This window comes from Mycobacterium sp. NTMscope_MAC_12, from assembly GCF_976985675.1.
The window spans coordinates 3,726,792-3,749,535 of sequence record NZ_CDRJYY010000001.1 but is presented as its reverse complement, the minus strand read 5'-3'; the positions used below and the strand labels follow the sequence as shown (position 1 = coordinate 3,749,535).

At 69.3% G+C, this 22,744-nt stretch carries 22 protein-coding genes and 2 pseudogenes; 17 read left to right on the top strand and 7 right to left on the bottom strand.

Annotation, left to right across the window (positions count from 1 at the left end; translation table 11 throughout):
- Positions 1-35 precede the first annotated feature (35 nt).
- Genes AC0KS4_RS17175 through AC0KS4_RS17165 form a run of 3 tightly spaced genes read left to right on the top strand, consistent with a single transcriptional unit; the run spans position 36 to position 4,300 of the window.
- Positions 36-1,457, top strand: a complete 1,422-nt coding sequence (locus AC0KS4_RS17175) for an ammonium transporter (protein WP_238957345.1) — start codon at positions 36-38, stop codon at positions 1,455-1,457.
- Positions 1,454-1,792 carry a nitrogen regulatory protein P-II gene (gene glnB, locus AC0KS4_RS17170; RefSeq protein ID WP_003878721.1) on the top strand — a complete coding sequence of 113 codons (339 nt, stop codon included), beginning with the start codon at positions 1,454-1,456 and terminating at the stop codon, positions 1,790-1,792. The genes AC0KS4_RS17175 and glnB overlap by 4 nt, the downstream gene beginning before the upstream one ends.
- A gap of 45 nt (positions 1,793-1,837) precedes the next feature.
- On the top strand, positions 1,838-4,300 hold the full coding sequence (locus AC0KS4_RS17165) for a [protein-PII] uridylyltransferase (RefSeq protein WP_238956492.1): 2,463 nt from the start codon (positions 1,838-1,840) through the stop codon (positions 4,298-4,300).
- Between the two features lie 39 nt (positions 4,301-4,339).
- Here the strand turns inward: AC0KS4_RS17165 and AC0KS4_RS17160 are convergent, their stop codons facing one another.
- From AC0KS4_RS17160 to AC0KS4_RS17145, 4 genes are all read right to left on the bottom strand, one after another.
- Positions 4,340-4,708, bottom strand: a complete 369-nt coding sequence (locus AC0KS4_RS17160) for a VOC family protein (RefSeq protein ID WP_238956491.1) — start codon at positions 4,706-4,708, stop codon at positions 4,340-4,342.
- A gap of 21 nt (positions 4,709-4,729) precedes the next feature.
- The gene (locus AC0KS4_RS17155) at positions 4,730-5,158 is read right to left on the bottom strand and encodes a DUF6188 family protein (RefSeq protein ID WP_238956490.1); all 429 of its coding nucleotides are present in this window, start codon (positions 5,156-5,158) and stop codon (positions 4,730-4,732) included.
- A gap of 57 nt (positions 5,159-5,215) precedes the next feature.
- Positions 5,216-6,979, bottom strand: coding sequence for a DEAD/DEAH box helicase (locus tag AC0KS4_RS17150; RefSeq protein WP_238956489.1), 1,764 nt, complete (start codon positions 6,977-6,979; stop codon positions 5,216-5,218).
- 101 nt (positions 6,980-7,080) lie between these two features.
- Positions 7,081-7,875, bottom strand: coding sequence for an alpha/beta hydrolase (locus AC0KS4_RS17145; RefSeq protein WP_225328590.1), 795 nt, complete (start codon positions 7,873-7,875; stop codon positions 7,081-7,083).
- A gap of 195 nt (positions 7,876-8,070) precedes the next feature.
- Here AC0KS4_RS17145 and ffh point away from each other — a divergent pair, with 195 nt between their 5' ends.
- The 4 genes and pseudogenes from ffh (at position 8,071) to AC0KS4_RS17125 (ending at position 13,399) form a co-directional block, all read left to right on the top strand.
- Positions 8,071-9,636, top strand: a complete 1,566-nt coding sequence (gene ffh, locus AC0KS4_RS17140) for a signal recognition particle protein (protein WP_225328589.1) — start codon at positions 8,071-8,073, stop codon at positions 9,634-9,636.
- Between the two features lie 42 nt (positions 9,637-9,678).
- A pseudogene (locus AC0KS4_RS17135) lies at positions 9,679-10,867 on the top strand (metal-dependent hydrolase family protein).
- Between the two features lie 140 nt (positions 10,868-11,007).
- Positions 11,008-12,804, top strand: coding sequence for an N-acyl-D-amino-acid deacylase family protein (locus AC0KS4_RS17130; protein ID WP_338341719.1), 1,797 nt, complete (start codon positions 11,008-11,010; stop codon positions 12,802-12,804).
- Position 12,805: 1 nt separating this feature from the next.
- Entirely contained in the window at positions 12,806-13,399 is a 594-nt protein-coding gene (locus tag AC0KS4_RS17125) for a TetR/AcrR family transcriptional regulator (protein ID WP_238956488.1), read from the top strand.
- Between the two features lie 16 nt (positions 13,400-13,415).
- On the opposite strand, the gene AC0KS4_RS17120 is transcribed toward AC0KS4_RS17125, so the two are convergent.
- Complete coding sequence (locus tag AC0KS4_RS17120) at positions 13,416-14,303, bottom strand: D-alanyl-D-alanine carboxypeptidase family protein (protein ID WP_238956487.1); 888 nt, start codon at positions 14,301-14,303, stop codon at positions 13,416-13,418.
- 59 nt (positions 14,304-14,362) lie between these two features.
- Between AC0KS4_RS17120 and AC0KS4_RS17115 the strand changes: the two genes are divergently transcribed.
- From AC0KS4_RS17115 to trmD, 5 genes are all read left to right on the top strand, one after another.
- Complete coding sequence (locus AC0KS4_RS17115; protein ID WP_238956486.1) at positions 14,363-14,782, top strand: nuclear transport factor 2 family protein; 420 nt, start codon at positions 14,363-14,365, stop codon at positions 14,780-14,782.
- A 160-nt stretch (positions 14,783-14,942) separates the two neighbouring features.
- Positions 14,943-15,464 carry a 30S ribosomal protein S16 gene (gene rpsP, locus AC0KS4_RS17110; RefSeq protein ID WP_238956485.1) on the top strand — a complete coding sequence of 174 codons (522 nt, stop codon included), beginning with the start codon at positions 14,943-14,945 and terminating at the stop codon, positions 15,462-15,464.
- 8 nt (positions 15,465-15,472) lie between these two features.
- Positions 15,473-15,715 (top strand): RNA-binding protein, encoded by a 243-nt coding sequence (locus tag AC0KS4_RS17105; RefSeq protein ID WP_003878715.1) that lies wholly within the window; start codon positions 15,473-15,475, stop codon positions 15,713-15,715.
- Between the two features lie 23 nt (positions 15,716-15,738).
- A complete protein-coding gene (gene rimM / locus AC0KS4_RS17100) occupies positions 15,739-16,254 on the top strand; it encodes a ribosome maturation factor RimM (RefSeq protein WP_225328584.1) in 516 nt (171 codons plus the stop codon).
- A 9-nt stretch (positions 16,255-16,263) separates the two neighbouring features.
- Positions 16,264-16,977: a tRNA (guanosine(37)-N1)-methyltransferase TrmD gene (gene trmD, locus AC0KS4_RS17095; RefSeq protein WP_238956484.1), complete on the top strand. Its 714-nt coding sequence runs from the start codon at positions 16,264-16,266 to the stop codon at positions 16,975-16,977.
- An 8-nt stretch (positions 16,978-16,985) separates the two neighbouring features.
- Here trmD and AC0KS4_RS17090 read toward each other — a convergent pair whose 3' ends face one another.
- A complete protein-coding gene (locus AC0KS4_RS17090; protein WP_238956483.1) occupies positions 16,986-17,975 on the bottom strand; it encodes a serine hydrolase in 990 nt (329 codons plus the stop codon).
- A 361-nt stretch (positions 17,976-18,336) separates the two neighbouring features.
- Here AC0KS4_RS17090 and rplS point away from each other — a divergent pair, with 361 nt between their 5' ends.
- From rplS to AC0KS4_RS17070, 4 genes and pseudogenes are all read left to right on the top strand, one after another.
- Positions 18,337-18,678, top strand: coding sequence for a 50S ribosomal protein L19 (gene rplS, locus AC0KS4_RS17085; RefSeq protein WP_064877853.1), 342 nt, complete (start codon positions 18,337-18,339; stop codon positions 18,676-18,678).
- Positions 18,679-18,772: 94 nt separating this feature from the next.
- Complete coding sequence (gene lepB / locus AC0KS4_RS17080) at positions 18,773-19,678, top strand: signal peptidase I (protein WP_238956482.1); 906 nt, start codon at positions 18,773-18,775, stop codon at positions 19,676-19,678.
- Positions 19,679-19,680: 2 nt separating this feature from the next.
- A pseudogene (locus AC0KS4_RS17075) lies at positions 19,681-20,452 on the top strand (ribonuclease HII).
- Between the two features lie 15 nt (positions 20,453-20,467).
- A complete protein-coding gene (locus tag AC0KS4_RS17070; protein ID WP_003875077.1) occupies positions 20,468-20,773 on the top strand; it encodes a DUF2469 domain-containing protein in 306 nt (101 codons plus the stop codon).
- Positions 20,774-20,779: 6 nt separating this feature from the next.
- On the opposite strand, the gene AC0KS4_RS17065 is transcribed toward AC0KS4_RS17070, so the two are convergent.
- The gene (locus tag AC0KS4_RS17065) at positions 20,780-21,550 is read right to left on the bottom strand and encodes a GAF and ANTAR domain-containing protein (protein WP_238956481.1); all 771 of its coding nucleotides are present in this window, start codon (positions 21,548-21,550) and stop codon (positions 20,780-20,782) included.
- A gap of 191 nt (positions 21,551-21,741) precedes the next feature.
- Here AC0KS4_RS17065 and AC0KS4_RS17060 point away from each other — a divergent pair, with 191 nt between their 5' ends.
- Complete coding sequence (locus tag AC0KS4_RS17060) at positions 21,742-22,731, top strand: NAD-dependent epimerase/dehydratase family protein (RefSeq protein ID WP_225328578.1); 990 nt, start codon at positions 21,742-21,744, stop codon at positions 22,729-22,731.
- Positions 22,732-22,744: the final 13 nt, after the last annotated feature.

The window sequence follows — 22,744 nt, the reverse complement described above, 5'->3', positions numbered from 1 at the left end:
GGCTCGACCGGAGGAGATTGCGAGTGACATACCCGATGCTGGGCCAGCCCAACACCGGCGATACCGCCTGGATGCTGGCCAGTTCCGCGCTGGTGCTGTTGATGACGCCGGGCCTGGCGTTCTTCTACGGCGGTATGGTGCGCGCCAGAAGCGTGCTGAACATGCTCATGATGAGCATCAGCGCGATGGGCGTGGTCACCGTGTTGTGGGTGCTCTACGGCTATTCGGTCGCCTTCGGCGACGACGTCGGCAACTTCATGGGCAAGCCGACGTCCTACTGGGGCCTGAAGGGCCTCATCGGTGTCAACGCGGTGGCCGCCGACCCGAGCAAAGGCACTGCGGCAACGGACATTCCGCTCGCCGGCACTCTGCCCGCCACGGTGTTCGTGGCGTTCCAGCTGATGTTCGCGATCATCACGGTCGCGCTGATCTCCGGCGCGGTGTCCGACCGCCTGAAGTTCGGCGCCTGGCTGGTGTTCGCCGGGCTGTGGGCGACATTCGTCTACTTCCCGGTCGCCCATTGGGTTTTCGCGTTCGACGGCTTCGCCTCCGAGCACGGCGGCTGGATCGCCAACAAGCTGCACGCGATCGACTTCGCCGGCGGCACCGCGGTCCACATCAATTCCGGTGTGGCGGGCCTGATGCTGGCCATCGTGCTGGGCAAGCGGCGCGGCTGGCCCACCACGCTGTTCCGCCCGCACAACCTGCCGTTCGTGATGCTCGGCGCCGGATTGCTGTGGTTCGGGTGGTACGGGTTCAACGCCGGATCGGCCACCAGCTCCAACGGCGTCGCCGGGACGACCTTCGTCACCACCACGGTCGCGACGGCCACCGCGATGCTCGGCTGGATGCTCACCGAACGCATCCGCGACGGCAAGGCGACGACGCTGGGGGCGGCGTCGGGCATTGTCGCGGGCCTGGTCGCCATCACGCCGTCCTGTTCGTCGGTCAACGTCCTGGGCGCGCTGGTCGTGGGCCTGGTCGCCGGGGTGGTGTGCGCGCTGGCCGTCGGCCTGAAATTCAAGTTCGGCTTCGATGACTCGCTCGACGTGGTCGGGGTGCACCTGGTCGGTGGCCTGGCCGGCACGCTGCTGGTGGGCCTGCTCGCCGCCCCGGAGAGCCCGGCGATCGACGGTGTGGTCGGGGTGTCGAAGGGATTGTTCTATGGCGGCGGCTGGGCCCAGCTCGAGCGGCAGGCGATCGGCGCGTTCAGCGTCCTCATCTACTCTGGGGTGATTACGCTGATCCTGGCTTTGATCCTGAAGTACACCATCGGGCTTCGCCTCAACCCAGAAGCGGAAGCCACGGGTATCGACGAGGCCGAGCACGCCGAGAGTGGTTACGATTTCGCGGTGGCTACCGGCTCGGTGCTCCCGCCCCGGGTCGCTGTCGCGGACACCCGCAACGGCGTGAAGGAGGACCGAGTGGGCGACAAAGTGGAGGCAGAGCAGTCATGAAGCTGATCACCGCGATCGTAAAGCCGTTCACGCTCGATGACGTGAAGACCAGCCTCGAGGACGCGGGCGTCCTGGGGATGACGGTCAGCGAAATCCAGGGCTACGGACGGCAGAAGGGTCACACCGAGGTCTACCGCGGTGCCGAATACTCCGTCGACTTCGTGCCCAAGGTGCGGATCGAGGTCGTCGTCGACGACTCCATCGTCGACAAGGTCGTGGACAGCATCGTGCGGGCGGCGCGCACCGGCAAGATCGGTGACGGCAAAGTGTGGGTGAGTCCCGTGGAAACCATTGTGCGCGTGCGCACCGGCGAGCGTGGAACCGATGCGCTATGACACTTTTCGTCAATTGCTGATCCGACCCGGGCGGGCCGCGCGGGCATGACCCCGAACGGCTCCGATCCGCCCGGGCACCTAGCGGGGACAGGAAGTGCCGGCGGGGCAGACGATTTGGCTGCCGCGCGGCGCCAACTGCTGTCCGAGGGCGGCACGCTGCACGCCGCCGAACTGCGGCACGCCTGGCTGGATCTGCACGAATCGTGGCTGATGGCCAAGGCGGCCGAGATCGAGATCGACGACGAGAGCGGCTTCGCGATCGTCGGCATCGGCGGGCTGGGCCGCCACGAGCTGTTGCCGTATTCGGATCTGGATCTGATGTTGTTGCACGACAACAAGTCCGACGACGTGCTGGTGAAGGTCGCCGACCAGCTGTGGTATCCGCTGTGGGACGCCAACGTTCGGCTCGACCACAGCGTGCGGACCGTCTCCGGGGCCCTGGGTGTGGCCAATGGCGACATGATCGCGGCCTTGGGCATGCTGGATGCGCGCCACATCGCCGGCGACGCGCGGCTGTCCGACGAATTGATCGCCGGCGCAAGGCGCCAGTGGCGCAGCGCGATTCGCTCCCGGATGAACGAGCTCGTCGAGATGACCAACGCCCGCTGGCAGCGTTGCGGCCGGATCGCGCAGCGGGCCGAACCGGACCTGAAGTCGGGCCGCGGCGGCCTTCGCGATGTGCAGTTGCTGGACGCGCTCGGCGTGGCCCAGCTCATCGACCGCCACGGCATGGCCCGCCCGGAATCGCCGGGCGGCTCGCTGGACGATGCCCACCTGACGCTGCTCGACGTGCGCACCGAGCTGCACCGGGTGTCGGGGCGCGGTCGCGATCAGCTGCTGGCCCAATACGGCGACGAACTCAGCGCCGCGTTACACATCGGCGACCGATTCGACTTGGCCCGCAAGCTGTCCGACGCCGGTCGCACCATCGCCTACCACGCCGAGACCGGTCTGCGCACCGCCGAGAACGCGCTGCCGCGCCGCGGCGTCTCGGCGTTGGTGCGCCGGCCCAAACGCCGCCCGCTCGACGAGGGTGTCGTCGAATACGCCGGAGAGATCGTGCTCGCCCGCGACGCGCGGCCCGACACCGACGTGGGCCTGGTGCTGCGGGTAGCCGCCGCGTCGGCCGACACCGGGCTGCCGATCGGCGCCGCCACGCTGAGCCGCCTCGCCTCCGGCGCGCCCGAGATGCCGGTGCCCTGGCCGCAGGAAGCGTTGGACGACTTACTGGTTGTGCTGTCCGCCGGCCCGACGACGGTGGCCACCGTCGAGGCGCTCGACCGCACCGGCCTGTGGGGCCGGCTGCTGCCCGAGTGGGACGCGATCCGCGACCTGCCGCCGCGCGACGTCGCCCACAAATGGACGGTGGACCGCCACGTCATCGAGACGGCCGTCAACGCCGCGCCGCTGGCGACCCGCGTGGCGCGGCCCGACCTGCTCGCGCTCGGCGCGCTACTGCACGACATCGGCAAGGGCCGCGGCGTCGACCACAGCGTGCTCGGCGCGGGGCTGGCCCTGGACATCGGGCCCCGGCTGGGGCTTTCGCCCGCCGACGCCGAGACGCTCGCGCAGCTGGTCCGCCACCACCTGCTGCTGCCGGTGGTGGCGACCCGCAGTGACCTGAACGACCCCAAAACCATTGAGCGCGTGTCGAAATCGCTGAGCGGCGATCCGCTGCTGCTCGAAGTGCTGCACGCGCTGACCGAAGCCGACTCCAAGGCCACCGGGCCGGGGGTGTGGAGCGAATGGAAGGCGTCCCTGGTCGAGGAGCTGGTTCGGCGCTGCCGGCTGGTGATGGCGGGGGAGCCACTTCCCGAAGCCGAACCGACTGCGCCCCAATACCTTTCGCTTGCCGCCGAACACGCGGTCCACGTGGAGATCAAGCCCAGCGGCGGCGAGCGGCTGGACGTGGTGATGGCCGCCCCGGATCAGCGGGGGCTGGTCTCCAAGGCCGCCGCCGTGCTGGCGCTGAACTCGCTGCGCATCCATTCGGCATCGGCCAGCACCGACGCGGGCTTCGCGGTCGTCGAGTTCGTGGTGTCGCCGCTGTTCGGCGCGCCGCCGGAGGCGGGCCTGCTGCGCCAGCAGTTCACCGGCGCGCTGGCCGGTGATGTCGACGTGCTGGGCACACTGGAGAAGCGCGACAGCGACGCCGCCGGCGTGGCGGCCACGCGGGCCGGTGAGGTCCAGGTCGGGGTGCCCGTGACGCGCTCGACCGCCCCGCCCCGCATCCTGTGGGTCGATACGGCCACCGCCGGCCAGTTGATCGTCGAGGTGCGCGCCATGGACCGCCTTGGGCTGCTCGCCCTGCTGACCCGGGCGCTGGAGCGGGCGGGAACCGACATCGTCTGGGCGAAGGTCAACACGTTCGGGTCGACGGCGGCCGACGTCTTCTGCGTGACGGCCGCCTCGGGCGGGCAAGCCGCGCGAGACGCGGTCGAGCAGAGCCTGCTCGCCGCGCTCGGCAGCCCGGCGGTCGAGGTGCTCGAGGAACCCGTCGGCGATTAGTCCCGATTACGACGGCGCCCCCAAACGACGGCCCGGTGATCAGCGCAACTTCTGGGCGAACTCGATGATGTTGCCGTCCGGGTCGGCGATGTGCAGCGTCCTTTCCCGCCATGGCCGGTCCACCGGTCCGGTGAGGATCTCGACACCGAGGGCCCTCAACCGTTCGGCCTCCTTGTCCACGTCGTCGATCAGGAACCCGATCTCGCCGCACGGCGGGGCGCCGCCCTCGCGGCCGATGAGCGACGGAAGCTTCGACCGTTCGAACAGCGAGAACTTGGTGTTCGCCATCTCGAACTCGACGTAGCCATCGCCTTCGATGCGCACCTCGAGCCCGATCACGTCGCGGTAGAACGCCACCGAGCTGCTGAGCGATTCGACATACTGGATGACGTAGTCCACGCGACGCATGAAATACACCCACGCGCCGGCTCAGCGGTCGCCGTCGGCCCCGGCCGTATCGAGGCGAACGACCCGCATTTTGCCGTGCGCGAGGCAGGCGGCATAGCCGTGGTACTTGCTATACAGCTCCCACGCGGTGACGTTGTCGTTCGACGGCACGTCGATCCGGTGACCGTCGGAGAACTCGAGATGGAGATCTCCGGCGTCGTTCCAGACGGCACCGGTGCAGGTTGACCCGGAGAAATCGAAGAGCGGACGCAGTTGGTTCGCCGGGTCGTTCGGGTCGATCGCGATCACTTCGGCGGGCGAGGTTTCGATGGCCGGCAGGGTCAGACGCATCGATGCCGTAATCACGAGTTCGTTGTAGTCCTCGAAATTCAGTACCAGACCGTCGCGGAACATGATCCGCTGCACCGCACAGCCTTCGAGCCACTGCTCGATCACTTTCTGTTCGGTCATAGATTCCACTCTGGCCCCAATTTGTCACATGCACAAGCGTGCCGGGCACGCCCCGGCTCAGGACTGCTCGGCGTTGAGCCGGCGCACGGCGTCGATGCGCGCCCGCAGCTGTTCGCGGCTCGCCGCCGCGATCGGGGGACCGCCGCAGCGGCGCCGCAATTCGTTGTGAATCCAGCCGTGCGGCTTGCCGGTGCGGTGATGGGCGATCGAGACCAGGGCGTTGAGCTCGCGGCGCAGCTCCCGAAGCTGGCCGTGCACCGTCGCCGACGGGGGTTCGACGGACCCCGGCGATCCGGCCTCCTGGTGCAGTCGGGCCCGCTTCTGCAGCTGTTCGTCCTGGCGCTGGTGCAGCAGCGCGCGCATCTGCTCGGCGTCGAGCAGGCCGGGGATGCCGAGGTAGTCGGCCTCCTCGTCGCTGCCGGCCGGAGCGGCGGTGCCGAACGACGATCCGTCGAAGATGAGCTGATCGAGCTCCGCGTCGGCGCCCAGCGAGGTGAATCCCTTGTCGAGGTCGGTCTTCTCGTCCTGCGCCTTGGTGGCCGGATCGCCGTCGAGGGGGTCGCCCTCGGATTCCCGGTGCGGCTCGCCGAGCACGTGGTTGCGCTGGGTTTCCAGCTCGCTGGCCAGCTGCAGCAGGTTGGGCACCGACGGCACGAAGATGCTGGCGATCTCGCCCTGGCGCCGTGACCGCACGAAGCGGCCGATGGCCTGGGCGAAGAACAGTGGGGTCGAGGCGCTGGTGGCGTAGATGCCGACCGACAGCCGCGGCACGTCGACGCCCTCGGAGACCATGCGCACCGCGACCAGCCAGCGGCTGGTGCTGGCCGCGAATTCGCTGATGCGCGCGGAGGATCCGGGGTCGTCGGAGAGCACCAGCGTCGGCGCCTCGCCGGTCAGCTTCGTCAGCAGGGTGGCATAGGCGCGGGCCGCGGTCTGATCCGAGGCGATGATCATGCCGCCGGCGTCGGGCACATGCGTGCGCAGCTGGCGCAGCCGCAGATCCGCGGCGGTGATCACCGCGGGCATCCACTCGCCGGCGGGATCCAGCGCCGTGCGCCACGCCCGCGCGGTCTGCTCGGCGGACAGCGGCTCGCCCAGGCGGGCCGCGTGCTCCTCGCCGGCGCTGTCGCGCCATCGCGCCTCCCCGGAGTACGCGAGGAAGACCACGGGCCGGACCACGCCGTCGGCCAGGGCGTCGGTGTAGCCGTACGTGTGATCGGCCTGCGACCGCCGTATGCCGTCGGGACCGGCCTCGTAGGTCACGAACGGGATGGGGCTGTCGTCGCTGCGAAAGGGCGTACCCGTCAGCGCGAGCCGGCGGGTGGCGTCGTCGAAGGCCTCGCGGATGGCGTCGCCCCAGGTCTTGGCGTCCCCGCCGTGATGGATCTCGTCGAAGATGACCAGCGTCTTGCGCTGCTCGGTGCGGACGCGGTGCAGCGTGGGGTGCGCGGCGACCTGAGCGTAGGTGACCATGACGCCGTGATACTCCGGCGCGATCCGCGGGTTGCTGTTGGAGAATCTCGGGTCCAGGGCGATGCCGTGCCGCGCCGCGGCCTGCGCCCACTGCACCTTGAGGTGTTCGGTGGGGACCACGACGGTGACCTGCTCGACGGCGCGCTGGGCGAGCAGTTCGGCCGCCACCCGCAGCGCGAACGTCGTCTTGCCGGATCCGGGGGTGGCCACCGCCAGGAAGTCGCGCGGTTGGCCGGCGAGGTATTTGACGAGCGCCCTGCGCTGCCAGCCGCGCAGCACGGTGGTGCCGCTGTGGTCGCTGTGGTCGGTGTCGGTCCGCGCTTGGATGCTGCTGGCCGGCATCGACACAGGCCCCCCAATCGTTGCTGTTCGACACGGCCAGCTCGGTTGAGTGGCGGCTGTGAAATCTAGCACGCCAACGCTTTTCGGTGTTGGAGCGACTCGACTCGCTATCGCGCGTGGGTCACCGCTTCGTGGGCTTGCAGCCAGTCGCGGATGCGTTCGGCGACGTCGGCCCAGCCCGGTTCGAGCATCATGTTGTGGCCCATGGGGAAGAATTCCGGCTCGGTTCCGTAGGCGCGCGCCGTGTTGCGCACCTCGCGGACGCTGACGAAGCCGTCGTACTCGGCGCCCAGGACCAGGATCGGCGTCGTCACCCGCTTGGTTTTGACGCGGCGGATGATCGGATCGGTCATGGCGGCCCGAACGCTCTCGGCCCCGGCCTGTTGCCGGCAGGCCTCGACGACGTCCTCGGGCGTGTCGGGGCAGAACAGGTACTCGCGGGCCAGCGCCGGGGTGGCGAGGAATTTCAGCAGCGTGGGATCGCTCCACGATTCCATCGTCATCGACGGCCGGCGGCGCCAGACCCGCAACGCCAAGGTGAGCACGCCCTGCGGCGGCACGGAGCCCACCAGCACCGCGGCCGGGGCGCTGCGGTCTTCGAGGTAGCGCTGGATCACGAAGCCGCCCAGCGAGTGTCCGATCAGGATCGGCCCGCCGCCCAGGTCGTCGGCCACCGAACGGACGTCCTCGATGTAGTCGGCGATGGACACCTTGCGCAACGGCTTCGCCGTGGGGCTGGTGCCGTGCCCGCGCAGGCTCACCGCGACCGTGCGGTAGCCGGCGTCGGCGAAGAAGTCCTGGAAGTGTTCCCAGCACCATGCGCCGTGCCACCCGCCGTGGACGAAGAGCAGCGGCACTGGATGCGCTTCGGTGCAGGACCCTTTGTCGATCACCTCGAGCACTCGACCATTCAAACCCGCTCGCCGTCCCCGCGTGACTGAAATTACGAACATCGTTCGCGGCGTGTCGTGTGCGTGGTTGCAGTGTCGCGTCGAGGGGCGACGACGAGTCCGCCCCACCGGGCTCACTCGGCCCGATGAGTGGTGACCCGCTGCGCCCCGCGGCGCGGGGCTGGCGATCACCACTAGGCTGGCGGGGTGTTTGAATCGCTGTCCGACCGATTGACCGGCGCCCTTGCCGGGCTACGCGGCAAGGGTCGACTGACCGACGCCGATATCGAGGCCACCACCCGCGAAATCCGGTTGGCGCTGCTGGAAGCCGACGTGTCGTTGCCCGTGGTGCGCGCCTTCGTCACCCGGATCAAGGACCGCGCCAAAGGCGCCGAGGTCTCCGGTGCCCTCAACCCGGCGCAGCAGGTCGTCAAGATCGTCAACGAAGAACTCGTCGGCATCCTGGGCGGACAGACCCGGCAGCTGGCGTTCGCGAAGACGCCGCCGACCGTCGTGATGCTCGCCGGTCTGCAGGGTTCCGGTAAGACGTCGCTGGCCGGCAAGCTGGCCGCCTGGCTGCGGGGGCAGGGCCACACCCCGCTGCTGGTGGCCTGCGACCTGCAGCGCCCGGCCGCGGTGAACCAGCTGCAGGTCGTCGGTGAGCGCGCCGGCGTGCCGGTGTTCGCGCCGCACCCCGGTGAGTCTCCGGAATCCGGGCCGGGCGACCCGGTCGCGGTCGCCGCGGCGGGGATCGCCGAAGCCAACGCCAAGCATTTCGACGTCGTCATCGTCGACACCGCCGGCCGGCTGGGCATCGACGACGAGCTGATGGCCCAGGCCGCGGCCATCCGCGACGCCGTCGACCCCGACGAGGTCCTGTTCGTCCTGGACGCGATGATCGGCCAGGACGCCGTCACCACCGCGGAGGCCTTCCGCGAGGGCGTCGGCTTCACCGGTGTGGTGCTGACCAAGCTCGACGGCGACGCCCGCGGTGGGGCGGCGCTGTCGGTGCGCGAGGTCACCGGTGTGCCAATCCTTTTCGCCTCCACCGGCGAGAAGCTGGAGGACTTCGACGTCTTCCACCCGGACCGGATGTCCAGCCGCATCCTGGGCATGGGCGACGTGCTCAGCCTGATCGAGCAGGCCGAGCAGGTCTTCGACGCCGAGCAGGCCGAGGCCGCCGCGGTCAAGATCGGCAGCGGCGAGCTCACGCTCGAGGACTTCCTGGAACAGATGCTCGCCATCCGCAAGATGGGGCCGATCGGCAACCTGCTGGGCATGCTGCCCGGGGCCGGGCAGATGAAGGACGCGCTGGCCCAGGTCGACGACCGTCAACTCGACCGCCTACAGGCCATCATCCGCGGCATGACGCCCGCCGAGCGCGCCGATCCGAAGATCATCAACGCGTCGCGCCGGCTGCGCATCGCCAACGGTTCGGGCGTCACGGTGTCCGAGGTCAACCAGCTGGTCGACCGCTTCTTCGAGGCCCGCAAGATGATGTCGTCGATGCTCGGCGGCATGGGCATCCCCGGGATGGGCCGCAAGTCGGCGACGCGCAAAGCCAAATCGGGCAAGGGCAAGGCGGGCAAAAAAGCCAAGAAGGGCGGACGCGGCCCGACCCCGCCCAAGGTGCGCAACCCGCTGGGCGCCGGGATGCCGGGCATGCCGGCCGGGTTCCCCGACCTGTCGCAGATGCCCGAGGGTCTCAACGAGCTGCCGCCCGGGCTGGCCGACTTCGACCTGTCCAAGCTGAAGTTCCCGGGCAAGTCGTGACGATCGCGAGCGCGGCGGAGCCGGGCGAAGCGGGTCGTCACCATTGGACCGGAACGATCGCGAGCGCGGCGGCGGGGGCACCTCCCGCTTGCGGGGGACCGGGCGAAGCGGGTCGTCACCATTGGACCGGAAGCAGGTAGCCGCCGCCGTGCGCATGCACGTGCGGGGCGTGGCACTGCCCGACGAGACCGAGATCCAACTGTGGATCGTCGACGGGCGGATCAGCACCGAACCGGTCGCCGGCGCCGACACCGTCTTTGACGGCGGGTGGATCGTGCCCGGGCTGGTCGACGCCCACTGCCACGTCGGCCTCGGCCAGCACGGCGAGATCCCCCTCGACGAGGCGGTCGCCCAGGCCGAGATCGAACGCGACGTCGGCGCGCTGCTGTTGCGGGACTGCGGTTCGCCCACCGACACGCGCAGCCTCGACGAGCGCGACGACATGCCCCGCATCATCCGCGCCGGCAGGCATCTGGCCAGACCCAAGCGTTACGCGGCGGGCTTCTCGCGCGAGCTGGAAGACGAGTGGCAACTGCCGGAGGCGGTGGCCGAGGAGGCGCGCCGCGGCGACGGCTGGATCAAGCTGGTCGGCGACTGGATCGATCGCGGCGTCGGCGACCTCGCGCCGCTGTGGTCCGACGACGTGCTCAAGGCCGCGATCGAAACCGCCCACGCCCACGGCGCCCGGGTCACCGCGCACGTCTTCAGCGAGGACGCGCTGCCCGGCCTGATCAACGCCGGCATCGACTGCATCGAGCACGGCACCGGGCTGACCGACGACACCATCGAGCTGATGGTCGAGCGCGGCACCGTGTTGGTGCCGACGCTGGTCAACGTCATCGAGAATTTCCCCGGGATCGCCGAGGCCGCCGCCAAGTATCCGGCCTACGCCGCCCACATGCGCGACCTGCATGCGCGCGGCCTGTCGCGGATCGCGGCGGCCCGGGAAGCGGGCGTGCCGATCTACGCCGGAAGTGACGCCGGCACCATGGTCGCCCCCGGCCGCATCGCCGACGAGGTCGAAGCGCTCAAGGGCATCGGGATGAGCCCGACGCAGGCGCTGGGCGCGGCGTGTTGGGACGCGCGGGGCTGGCTCGGACGCCCGGGGCTCGATCACGGCGCGTCGGCCGACCTGCTGTGCTTTGCCCGCGACCCGCGGTCGGGGCCCGCCGTGCTGAACAATCCCGATCTGATCATGTTGCGCGGCAAGATTTTCCGTTCACCGGCGTAGCCGGGCGCGTCGCCGTCGTCGCCGCGGCTCGGTGACGCAGACTTACCAGCAGGCGGGGGCGCCGCTGCCGCGCTCGGAAAAGATTGCGAGTGCTTGCTATCTATGTTAGCGTTCGGGCAACCGCGACTTGGGGGAAGCCAATGGCCTACGACGTGATCGTTCGTGACGGATTGTGGTTCGACGGCACCGGCAGCGCGCCGCTGACCCGCACGCTCGGCATCCGCGATGGCGTCGTGGCCGCGGTGTCGGCCGAGCCGCTGGACGAGACCGGCTGCCCCGAGGTGATCGACGCGGCCGGCAAGTGGGTCGTGCCCGGCTTCCTCGACGTGCACACCCACTACGACGCCGAGGTGCTGCTGGACCCCGGCCTGCGCGAGTCGGTGCGCCACGGCGTCACCACCGTGCTGCTCGGCAACTGCTCGTTGTCGACGGTCTACGCCGATTCCGAGGACGCCGCCGATCTGTTCAGCCGGGTGGAAGCGGTGCCCCGCGAATACGTGTTCGGCGCGTTGAGTTCGGGCAGGACCTGGTCGACGGCGGCGGAATACGTCAAGGCGATCGATGCCCTGCCGCTCGGCCCGAATGTCGGTTCGCTGCTTGGTCATTCGGACCTGCGCACCTCGGTGCTCGGACTGGAACGGGCCACCGACCCCGCGGTCCGGCCCACCGACGACGAGCTGGACAAGATGGCGGCGCTGCTCGACGAGGCGCTCGACGCCGGGGTGCTCGGCATGTCCGGGATGGACGCGGCCATCGACAAACTCGACGGCGAACGCTTCCGGTCCCGCGCCCTGCCGTCCACGTTCGCGACCTGGCGGGAACGACGCAGACTGATCAAGGTCCTGCGCAGGCGCGGCCGGATTCTGCAGAGCGCGCCGAACCTGGAGAACCCGATCCTGTCGCTGATGTTCTTCTTGACCAGCAGCCGAATCTTCGGTCGCGGCAAGGGAGTCCGGATGAGCATGCTGGTCTCCGCGGACGCCAAGTCGATGCCGCTCGCCGTGCACACGTTCGGGTTCGGCACCCGGGTCCTCAACAAGCTGCTGCGGTCCAGCGTGCGATTCCAGCATCTGCCGGTGCCGTTCGAATTGTATTCCGACGGAATCGATCTGCCGGTGTTCGAGGAGTTCGGCGCGGGCACCGCCGCGCTGCATCTGCGTGATCAGTTGCAGCGCAACGAACTCCTGGCCGACGAGGCCTATCGCCGTCGATTCCGCCGCGAGTTCGACCGCGTCAAGCTCGGGCCGTCGCTGTGGCACCGCGACTTCCACGACGCGGTGATCGTCGAATGCCCCGATAAGTCGTTGATCGGCAAGAGCTTTGGCGCGATCGCCGACGAGCGGGGCCTGCACCCGCTGGACGCGTTCCTCGATGTGCTCGTCGAGAACGGCGAGCGTAACGTCCGGTGGACCACCACCGTGGCCAACCACCGGCCCAAGCAGCTCGACAAGCTCGCCGCCGACCCCAGCATCCACATGGGCTTCTCCGACGCCGGCGCGCACCTGCGCAACATGGCCTTCTACAACTTCGGACTGCGCATGCTCAAGCGCACCAAGGACGCGCAGGCGGCCGGCGCGCCCTTCCTCTCGACCCAGCGCGCGGTGCACCGGCTCACCGGCGAACTGGCCGACTGGTTCGGCATCGACGCCGGCACGCTGCGGCAAGGCGATCGTGCGGATTTCGTCGTGATCGACCCGGCCGGTCTCGACGAGTCCGTCGACGGCTACCACGAGGAAGCGGTGCCCTTCTACGGCGGCCTGCGCCGCATGGTCAACCGCAACGACCACGCCGTCGTCGCCACCGGCGTGGGCGGTGTCGTCGTGTTCGGCGGGGGCCAATTCCGGGACGGCTACGGGCAAACGGTCAAGTCGGGCCGTTACCTGCGGGCCGGTGAGCGCACCCGTCGGCCGCAGGGCGCCGCGAGGCGAAGCGCCTGACATGGCGAGGACTCAGCAACAGCGCCGGGAAGAAACGGTCGCGCGACTCCTCGACGCCTGCATCGCCACCATCATCGAGGTCGGCTACGCCAGGGCATCCGCCGCGGTGATCACCAAGCGGGCCGGCGTGTCGGTCGGCGCGCTGTTCCGGCACTTCGACACCATGGGCGATTTCATGGCGGCCACGGCGTCCGAGGTGTTGCGTCGCCAGGTGGAGGCTTTCACCAAGCGAGTCGCCGAAATACCCGCCGACCAGCCGCCGCTCGAGGCGGCGCTGGTGATCCTGCGCGACATCACCAGCGGCGCCACCAATGCCGTCATCTACGAACTCCTGGTCGCCGCCCGCACCGACGAAAAGCTCAGGGAGACTTTGCAACACGAGCTGGGGCAGTATGCGGCGAAGATCCACGACGCCGCCCGGGCGCTGCCGGGAGCCGAGCACTTTCCGGACGACACCTTCCCGGTGTTCGTGGCGCTGATGACCAACGTGTTCGACGGCGCCGCCGTGGTGGAAGGGGTGCTGCCCCAACCGGAGATCGCGGCGCAGCGGATCCCGGTATTGATGACGCTGCTGACCGCGGCGCTGCCGAATTGAGTTGCGCGAGCGGCGATTACAGCGAGCCGATGCCGGCCTGCGGGCTTTGCTCGAATCCCCAGTCGAAGAGCGTCGCCGCCTGATCCCAATACGACGGCCCGCCCTCTTTCACCAGCCCGTACATCATGGCGATCACCAGCCGGCGGCCACCGCGCGCGGCGGCGCCGACGAAGGTCTTGCGGGCGGCGTTGGTGAACCCGGTCTTGCCGCCGATCGCGCCGGGGTAGCGCTGCAGCAACTCGTCCTGGTTGGTGATGGGGTGGTCGCCGTTCTCGCCGGGGAACATCGCCGACGGTTCGGCGGTGATCTGCGCGAACACCGGGTTGGCCATCGCGGCGCGGAAGATGACCGCCAGGTCGTGCGCCGTCGACGAACCGGACCCGCCGGGGCCGTCCAGACCGGACGGCGTCGCCGCATGGGTGTTGGTGGCGCCCAGGGAGGCCGCCTTGGCGTTCATCTTGGCGACCGTGACCTCCGGGCCGCCCAGCATGTGGGCCAACGTGTTGGCGGCGTCGTTGCCCGAGACCAGCAGCAGGCCGTCGAGAAGTTGGCGCGCGGTGTACGTGCGGCCCGGTTTGACGCCGACGCAGTTGCATTCGACCTGGGTGTCGGCGACGTCGGCGACCACCGTGGAATCCAGGCTCACCGAATCCAGGACCACCTGGGCCAACAGCGTCTTGATGGTGCTCGCCGGCGGGTGGGCGACGTTCTGGTCGCGGCCGGCCAGCACCTGACCGCTGTCCAGGTCGGCGATGATCCAGGTCTGCGCCGGGCCGTCGGGGATGGGAATCGAGCCGACCGGTTGGCTGCTGTCGGCCCAGGACGTGGGCGCGGTAGCACCGCACGCCCCGGCGACGACCAGCGCCGCGGCCATCCTGGACACCGAGGCCATGAGCTTGCGCATGGGCCGAAAGTCTAACTTCCGGCCCTTTTCGGCGGGGATTTTCGTCTACTGTCCGATGCATGTTGAGCCTGGCCGAGATATCCGACCGCCTGGAGATCCAGCAGCTTCTGGTGGATTACTCCACCGCGATCGACAACCGCCGCTTCGACGACCTGGACCGGGTGTTCACCCCTGACGCCTACATCGATTACACGGCCTTGGGCGGCATCGAGGGCCACTATCCCGAGGTCAAGAAGTGGCTTTCCGAGGTGCTGCCCAACTTCCCGGTGTATGCGCACATGCTCGGCAACTTCTCGGTGCGCATCGACGGGGAGACGGCGTCGTCGCGGGTGATCTGCTTCAACCCGATGGTGCTCGGCGGCGAACAGGATCAGGTGCTGTTCTGCGGCCTTTGGTACGACGACGAGTTCGCGCGCACCCCCGAGGGCTGGCGGATGACGCGGCGGGTGGAGACCAAGGTCTTCCAGAAGGTGATGTGAGATTTCTGATCGCCGCCACTGGTCTGGCACAATAGGCGGCTGTCCGCCGAGCGATCACGCATCGCTTCGTGGTCAGACACGCGAGGCAAAACCGGATCCGGGCATTCCCGCCCCGATCGCTGAATTGCAGCGTGACACACACAGGAGAAGTCGCTTAACCATGGCTGTCAAGATCAAGCTCACCCGGCTTGGCAAGATCCGCAATCCCCAGTACCGCATCGCCGTCGCCGACGCACGGACCCGGCGCGACGGTCGCTCCATCGAGGTCATCGGCCGGTATCACCCGAAGGAAGACCCGAGCCTCATCGAGATCGACTCCGAGCGCGCCCAGTACTGGCTGTCCGTGGGCGCCCAGCCCACCGAGCCCGTCCTCAAGCTGCTGAAGATCACCGGCGACTGGCAGAAGTTCAAGGGCCTGCCCGGCGCCGAGGGCCGCTTGAAGGTCAAGCCCGCCAAGCCCAGCAAGCTCGAGCTGTTCAACGCCGCGCTGGCCGAGGCCGAAGGCGGACCGACCACCGAGGCCGCGAAGCCGAAGAAGAAGTCCCCGGCCAAGAAGGCCGCCAAGGCCGCCGAGGGCGAGGCCGAGCCCGCCGCCGAGCCTGCCGCCGAGACCGCCGAGACCAAGCCGGCTGAGGCGCCCGCCGAGGGCGGCGAGCAGGCCGAGTCGACCACCGAAAGCTGACCGCGGCGATGAGCACGGTTGTCGTTGACGCAGTTGAGCACCTGGTTCGCGGGATTGTCGACAACCCCGACGACGTCCGGGTGGACATGGTGACCAGTCGCCGGGGGCGCACGGTCGAGGTTCACGTCCATCCCGACGACCTGGGCAAGGTGATCGGCCGCGGCGGTCGCACGGCGACCGCGTTGCGCACGCTGGTCGCCGGCATCGGCGGTCGCGGCATCCGCGTCGACGTGGTGGACACCGACCAGTAGGCCGGCGCTCTCATGGAACTCCCTTGGAGTTGACCGTCGGGCGCGTGGTGAAAGCGCACGGCATCAGCGGTGAGCTGGTGGTCGAAATCCGCACCGACGATCCCGCCGCCCGGTTCTCGCCGGGTAACACGTTGCGGGCCAAGCCCTCCCGTGGGGGTGCGGAACGCAGCTGCGTGATCGAGACCGCGCGCGAGCACGGCGGGCGGCTGCTGGTGCGGCTGGCCGGCGTCACGGACCGCGACGCCGCCGACGCGCTGCGCGGCACCCTGTTCGTCGTCGATTCCGAGGACCTGCCCGAGATCGACGAGCCGGACACCTATTACGACCATCAGCTCGAAGGCCTACACGTGCGGACGATCACGGGCGAGGACGTCGGTGTCGTCGCCGAGGTCCTGCATACCGCCGCGGGGGAGTTGTTGGCGGTCCGGCGCGAATCCGGCGAGGTGTTGGTGCCCTTCGTGACCGCGATCGTCACCTCGGTGTCGCTGCGCGACGGCACCATCGAGATCGATCCGCCCGAAGGCCTGCTGGATCTGTAGGCCCGCGAGATGAGAATCGACGTCGTCACGATCTTTCCGGACTACCTGGATCCGCTGCGGCAATCGTTGCCCGGCAAGGCGATCCAGTCCGGGCTGGTCGATCTGGCCGTGCACGACCTGCGCCGGTGGACGCATGACGTGCACCGCTCGGTCGACGATGCGCCCTACGGCGGTGGCCCGGGGATGGTGATGAAGGCGCCGGTGTGGGGCGAGGCGCTCGATGAAATCTGCTCCGGCGAAACACTTTTGGTCGTCCCGACGCCGGCCGGCACCCTGTTCACCCAGGCCACCGCCGCGCGCTGGAGCACCGAGAAGCACCTGGCGTTCGCGTGCGGCCGCTACGAGGGCATCGACCAGCGGGTCATCGAGAACGCCGGGCGGCGGATGCGGGTGGAAGAGGTCTCGATCGGCGACTACGTGTTGCCGGGCGGGGAGTCGGCGGCGGTGGTGATGATCGAGGCCGTGCTGCGGCTCCTCGACGGCGTCCTCGGCAATCCCGCGTCGCGCCTTGATGATTCGCACTCGCCCGCCCTGGACCGCCGCCTCGAGGGCCCCAGCTATACCCGGCCGCCGAGTTGGCGGGGGCTAGAGGTCCCCGAGGTGCTGCTCTCCGGTGACCATGCGCGAATCGCCGCGTGGCGCCGGGAGATCTCCCTGCAGCGCACCCGCGAACGCCGCCCCGAGCTGCTTGAGCCGGGCCGTCGGCTTGAGCCCGGCGACTAACCGCTCCGCTAGAGGCCGCGCGCCGGCACGTCGATGCGGCCCTCGGGAAATATCGTCTTGACCGCCCGGGTGATGGTGTCCCGCGCGGTGGCGTCGTCGGAGGGCTGCAAAGACTGCACCACCATGATGTAGCGGTGGTCGGCCCCGATCACGCCCGTCGACAGGTGCATCCAGTCGCTGCCGATGCAGCACATCCAGCCCTGCTTGACCGCGACCGGCTCGGCGTACAGGCCGTCGGGGATGCCGAACCGCTGCGGGTAGCCGTCGAGGCCGTTGGGAGTGGACTGGGCGAGGTCGCCCACGATGATCTTGGCCCGATCGGCGGGCAGGCCACCGGACCCGTCCAGCAGCATCTCGTAATAGCGGATCAGGTCGGTCACCGAGCTCATGGTGTTCCACCAGCGCCCGTCGCTGGGCGGGGTGGTGGACGCCAGGCCGTAACGGGCCGCCACCTCGGAGATGATGGCGGACCCGCCGCCCTGCCCCCAGAACCGCTCGGCCGCGCCGTCGTCGGAGGACTGCAGCATGATGTCGAGCGCCTGGCGGTCGTCGGCGCTCAGGGCGGCCTTGCCCTCGGCCTCGTGCAGCAGCAGGTCGTCGGCGATGAACAGCTTCGCCACCGACGCGGTGCCCACGACCTGGCCGTTGCCGTTGGAAACCAACTGGTGGGTGCGGCGATCGAGGATGGCGACCGACAGCGCGGCGCCGCTGGCGGCGGCCTCGTCGGTGGCCTGCTGGACGCGGGCCTGCAGCTGGGCGAACCCCGCGCCCGGCAGCGCCAGGGGCGGCGGCGGCTCCTGCGGCGGCGTGGCGGCCTCGAGCATCAGCGCCGCCGACTGCGGTGGTGGCGCCGGTGCCGGCCGCTGGGGGATGACCCGTACGGGCGCGTTGATCGGCAGGCTGTAGACCTTGGCCTGAACCAGCGCCTCGGACCCGGCGGCGACCAGCAACGTCACCGCCGCGGTGGCGGTGAGCAGCGTCAGCGGCCGTACCCGCATGCGACTCCTCCGGCGTGACTTCGACTTGACTTCGACTTGACGTGGACACGGTGCAACGGCGGGATCACTCGCGCCACCTGTCCCGGCCATCACGCAACGGTGCGGGTAGCGCGTTCTGACCCCAGTCATATGTACCATTCACCAGCGCGTTCGGCTCGCCGCGAACCGCCGACTTCGTGTGATTTTCGCGGCACGCGCACCGTCTGGCACAATTGACCAGTTGTCTCCAGCGGCTGCAGGCCGCCTGCGCCTTTTCCCGCCTGCTGCGAGATACGCCAGAAAGCCCATCGGCTCGGCGACCGCCCCACACCCGCGTGTGGGTAGCTGCCGTCGGCCGCGACCTCAAGGAAGTGTCTCTCAGATGAACCGGCTGGACTTCGTCGATCAGGCGTCGCTGCGCGACGACATCCCGGTTTTCGGCCCGGGCGACACCATCAACGTGCACGTCAAGGTCATCGAGGGCGCCAAGGAGCGCATCCAGGTGTTCAAGGGCGTGGTGATCCGCCGCCAGGGCGGTGGCATCCGCGAGACCTTCACCGTCCGCAAGGAAAGCTATGGCGTCGGCGTCGAGCGGACCTTCCCGGTGCACTCGCCCAACATCGACCACATCCAGGTCGTCACCCGTGGCGATGTCCGCCGCGCCAAGCTGTACTACCTGCGCGAGCTGCGCGGCAAGAAGGCCAAGATCAAGGAGAAGCGCTGAGCCGGGACGCCTTGGCGGCGCTGGTGATTCGGTTTCCGACGCGGATCACTCGCCGGCTTGCCGGGCCACATCCCGCGCTGGCTACGCTGATCTCGTGACCGACACCGCGGATTCATCCAACCCCCAGTCCCGCGCTGGCGAATCAGATCCGAAGGTCTCTACGCGCAATCCGGAGACGCGCCCCGACGACGCCGGTACGGCCGACGGGCCGGTCCCCGAACCAGGCGCCGCGGACCCGGCGCCCGAGCCGGGCGAGGCCGAAGCCTCCAAGCACTCCACGCTGCGCGAATTCGCCCTGCTGGCGGTGATCGCGATCGTGCTCTACTACGTCATGTTGACGTTCGTGGCGCGGCCCTACCTGATCCCGTCGGAATCCATGGAGCCCACGTTGCACGGCTGCACGGGCTGCGTCGGCGACCGGATCATGGTGGACAAGGTCAGCTATCGGTTCAGCGCGCCGAGCCCCGGCGACGTCATCGTCTTCAAGGGGCCGCCGCCATGGAACCTCGGCTACAAGTCGATCCGGTCGAACAACACCGTGCTGCGCTGGATGCAGAATGCGCTGTCCTTCATCGGCTTCGTGCCCCCCGACGAAAACGACCTGGTCAAGCGGGTTATCGCGGTCGGGGGACAGACGGTGGCGTGCCGCGCCGAGACCGGGCTGACGGTCGACGGCAAGCCGCTGAAGGAGCCGTACCTGGATCGCAACACCATGGCGGCCGACCCGTCGGTCTACCCGTGCCTGGGCAGTGAGTTCGGGCCGGTCGCCGTTCCGGCCGGGCGGCTGTGGGTGATGGGCGACAACCGGACGCACTCGGCGGATTCGCGCGCCCACTGCAACAGCGTGCCGGCCGAGGCGCTCAAGGGCGTGCTGTGCACGGGCGATCCCACCTCGGGGACCGTGCCGGTGTCCAACGTGATCGGCAAGGCCAGGTTCATCGTGTGGCCGCCGTCCCGATGGGGTGGCGTGGAGTCGGTGAACCCGCAGCAGACCCGGTAGTCATGGCCACGACGTGGCCGCCGCGGACGGTGATCCGGAAGTCGTCAGGGTTGCGCACCCTGGAGTCGGCGCTCTACCGCAGCGGGTTGGGCCCGGTGGCCGGCGTCGACGAGGTCGGGCGCGGCGCCTGCGCCGGCCCGCTGGTGGTCGCCGCCTGCGTGCTCGGTCCGGGGCGAATGGAAAGCCTTGCCGCGCTTGACGATTCCAAGAAGCTCACCGAGGCCGCTCGGGAGAAGTTGTTCCCCCTGATTCGCCGCTATGCGTTGGCCTACCACGTGGTGTTCATCCCGCCGGCCGAGGTGGACCGGCGCGGCGTGCACGTCGCCAACATCGAGGGGATGCGCCGCGCCGTCGCCGGGCTGTCCGTGCGGCCGGGGTATGTGCTGAGCGACGGTTTCCGCGTCCCCGGTTTGGCGGTCCCGTCGCTGCCGGTCATCGGCGGCGATGCCGTCGCGGCGTGCATCGCGGCGGCCAGCGTGCTGGCGAAGGTCAGCCGGGACCGGCTGATGGTGGCCATGGAGGCCGATCACCCCGGTTACGGCTTCGCCCTGCACAAGGGCTACGGCACGCCGGCGCACAGCGCGGCGCTCGCGCAGCTGGGCCCCTGCCCGGAGCATCGTTATTCGTTCATCAACGTGCGGCGCGTCGCGAACTCCTCGGGTGCCAAGCTGGTGGCGGACTGCGCCCCGGACCCACCGCTGCAGCGCGACGGATATCGGTGAGGAAAGATGGGACCAGGGTCCCGGGGACAGCATGTGGGAGAAGGACGTCTGAGCGGATGAGTGACAGATGAGCGCAGAAGATCTCGAAAAGTATGAAACCGAGATGGAGCTCTCGCTGTACCGCGAATACAAGGACATCGTCGGCCAGTTCAGCTACGTCGTGGAAACCGAGCGGCGCTTCTACCTGGCCAACAGCGTGGAGATGACGCCGCGCAACGCCGACGGCGAGGTCTACTTCGAATTGCGGTTGTCCGACGCCTGGGTGTGGGACATGTACCGGCCGGCGCGGTTCGTCAAGCAGGTGCGCGTCGTCACGTTCAAGGACGTCAACATCGAAGAGGTCGAGAAGCCCGAGCTGCGGCTCCCCGAATAGCCGCCGTCAGGCGCTCGGTGGGGGCTGCGTGTCGGCGAGGGCGGGCAGCTGACCTCGCTGCTCGATGACCGCGCGCGCGACCTCGGCCAGCTTGATGTTCAGCGCCTGGGAGTGGCGGCGCAGCAGGTCGAAGGCGTCGTCCTCGCTCATGTCGTGCAGCAGCATCAGCATGCCGACCGCCTTGCCGATCTCCCGGTTGCTGAGCAGTCCCCGTCGCAGGCTCGCGGCGTCTTCCCCCTTGGCGACCGCGTTGATGGCGACGCTGGCGAACGCCGCCAGCACCGCCGCCCGCCCGGCGGACTCGGCGTCGAACATGTTCGGGGTGTCGCTGAACAGATTGAGCGCGGCCCCTTTGCGTTTGTCGACCAGGAGGCGAAATCCCATCGCCCCCCGCACCGGTGTCTCCGCGACCAGGACCGCCGCCAGCTTGGGCCACAGCGACGGCGTGGTCAGGTCGGGCTCGATCTGGGGCGTCTCCTCCTCGATCGCGTCGATGCACGGGCCGTCGCCGGCGCGCCGTTCCAGCTCGTCGACGTGCTGCGCCAGCCGGTCACTGGCGCCGACGGTGATGTATCGGTCGTTCTCGCGCACCATCAGGCTGGCGTGGTCGCAGCCGCGGATGGCCAGGGTGGCGGCGACGCAGATGGCGGCGTACATCTCGTTGGCGTCCGAGCCCCGATAGATGATTTCGGCCAGAGCTGCGAAAACGGTCGAGGGGTCGGCCTTCTCCCCACCCGTCGGGGGCGCGACCGCGCGGGCTTTCGCGTTGTCCGCCATGCTGTGCCTCGTTTCCTGCGATGTTGGCGCTGTGACCTTACGGTCGCCGTAGATTATCGGTCGCCGGCCCCACCCTTACACGCGGTTTGGTCCGGTCGCAGCGAATCGGTGAGCGTCCCGTCGGTCGCCTTTGACCGCGTCGGCATTTCCGCGCAAAGTTTCGGCTGAGAACGGGAGGGAAGGACGTCTACATGGGTGTGACCGTCGCGGTGACCGGGCCCACCGGGGAGATCGGCATCTCCGCGGTGACGGCGCTGGAGCGCGAACCTGCCGTCGACGCCATCATCGGGATGGCGCGTCGCCCGTTTGACCCGTCGTCACGCGGCTGGCTCAAGACTACCTATCAGCGGGGCGACATCTTGGACCGCGAGGCCGTCGACGCCGTCGTCGCGCAGGCCGACGTGGTGATCCACCTGGCCTTCATCATCATGGGTTCGCGCGACGAGAGCGCCCGCGTCAACCTGCAAGGCACCCGCAACGTGTTCGAGGCGACGGTGGCCGCCGAGCGGCCGCGGCGCCTGGTGTACACCTCGTCGGTGGCGGCCTACGGCTACCACTCCGACAACCCCGTCCCGCTGACCGAGGATGCGCCGGTGCGGGGGTCCGACGAGCATTACTACTCCGCGCAGAAGGCCGCGTGCGAGGCGATGCTCGCCGACATCACCGAGGATTCGCCGCTGGAGGTCTTCGTCCTGCGGCCGTGCGTGGTCGCCGGGCCCAGCGCGACCGCCCTGGCCGACGCCATGCCCTGGAATCAGCTGCCCGGCCCGATCCGCGCCATCGTCAAGGCGCTCAAGGCCGTTCCCCTGCTGAAACCGGTGGTGCCGGATCCGGGTTTCCCGCTGCAGCTGGTTCATCACGACGACGTCGCGTCCGCGATCGCGCTGGCGGCGACCGCCCCGGCGCCGCCGGGCGCGTACAACATCGCCGGTGACGGTGTGGTGGCGGTCGCCGACGTGGCCAAGGCGCTGGGCGCGCGGTCGGTCCGGGTTCCCGCCGTCGCGGCCTCGGCGGCCTCGGCGGCGATTTCGCGCGTTCCGCTGATGCCGGCGATGCTGGAATGGCTGCACACCGCGCGCACGTCGATGGTCATGGACACCACCAAGGCCAAGACCCAGCTGGGCTGGCGGCCGGTCTACACCTCGGCGCAGGCGCTGGCGGCGTTGGCTGCAGCGGTCTGAAACCGGAGAGCGC

Bases quoted from the DNA above. Each gene is read 5' to 3' on its own strand.
- AC0KS4_RS17175 (WP_238957345.1), top strand. From the start codon at position 36: ATGCTGGGCCAGCCCAACACCGGCGATACCGCCTGGATGCTGGCCAGT.
- glnB (WP_003878721.1), top strand. From the start codon at position 1,454: ATGAAGCTGATCACCGCGATCGTAAAGCCGTTCACGCTCGATGACGTG.
- AC0KS4_RS17165 (WP_238956492.1), top strand. From the start codon at position 1,838: ATGACCCCGAACGGCTCCGATCCGCCCGGGCACCTAGCGGGGACAGGA.
- AC0KS4_RS17160 (WP_238956491.1), bottom strand. From the start codon at position 4,708: ATGCGTCGCGTGGACTACGTCATCCAGTATGTCGAATCGCTCAGCAGC.
- AC0KS4_RS17155 (WP_238956490.1), bottom strand. From the start codon at position 5,158: ATGACCGAACAGAAAGTGATCGAGCAGTGGCTCGAAGGCTGTGCGGTG.
- AC0KS4_RS17130 (WP_338341719.1), top strand. From the start codon at position 11,008: ATGGCCTACGACGTGATCGTTCGTGACGGATTGTGGTTCGACGGCACC.
- AC0KS4_RS17125 (WP_238956488.1), top strand. From the start codon at position 12,806: ATGGCGAGGACTCAGCAACAGCGCCGGGAAGAAACGGTCGCGCGACTC.
- AC0KS4_RS17120 (WP_238956487.1), bottom strand. From the start codon at position 14,303: ATGCGCAAGCTCATGGCCTCGGTGTCCAGGATGGCCGCGGCGCTGGTC.
- AC0KS4_RS17115 (WP_238956486.1), top strand. From the start codon at position 14,363: ATGTTGAGCCTGGCCGAGATATCCGACCGCCTGGAGATCCAGCAGCTT.
- rpsP (WP_238956485.1), top strand. From the start codon at position 14,943: ATGGCTGTCAAGATCAAGCTCACCCGGCTTGGCAAGATCCGCAATCCC.
- AC0KS4_RS17105 (WP_003878715.1), top strand. From the start codon at position 15,473: ATGAGCACGGTTGTCGTTGACGCAGTTGAGCACCTGGTTCGCGGGATT.
- trmD (WP_238956484.1), top strand. From the start codon at position 16,264: ATGAGAATCGACGTCGTCACGATCTTTCCGGACTACCTGGATCCGCTG.
- AC0KS4_RS17090 (WP_238956483.1), bottom strand. From the start codon at position 17,975: ATGCGGGTACGGCCGCTGACGCTGCTCACCGCCACCGCGGCGGTGACG.
- rplS (WP_064877853.1), top strand. From the start codon at position 18,337: ATGAACCGGCTGGACTTCGTCGATCAGGCGTCGCTGCGCGACGACATC.
- AC0KS4_RS17070 (WP_003875077.1), top strand. From the start codon at position 20,468: ATGAGCGCAGAAGATCTCGAAAAGTATGAAACCGAGATGGAGCTCTCG.
- AC0KS4_RS17065 (WP_238956481.1), bottom strand. From the start codon at position 21,550: ATGGCGGACAACGCGAAAGCCCGCGCGGTCGCGCCCCCGACGGGTGGG.
- AC0KS4_RS17060 (WP_225328578.1), top strand. From the start codon at position 21,742: ATGGGTGTGACCGTCGCGGTGACCGGGCCCACCGGGGAGATCGGCATC.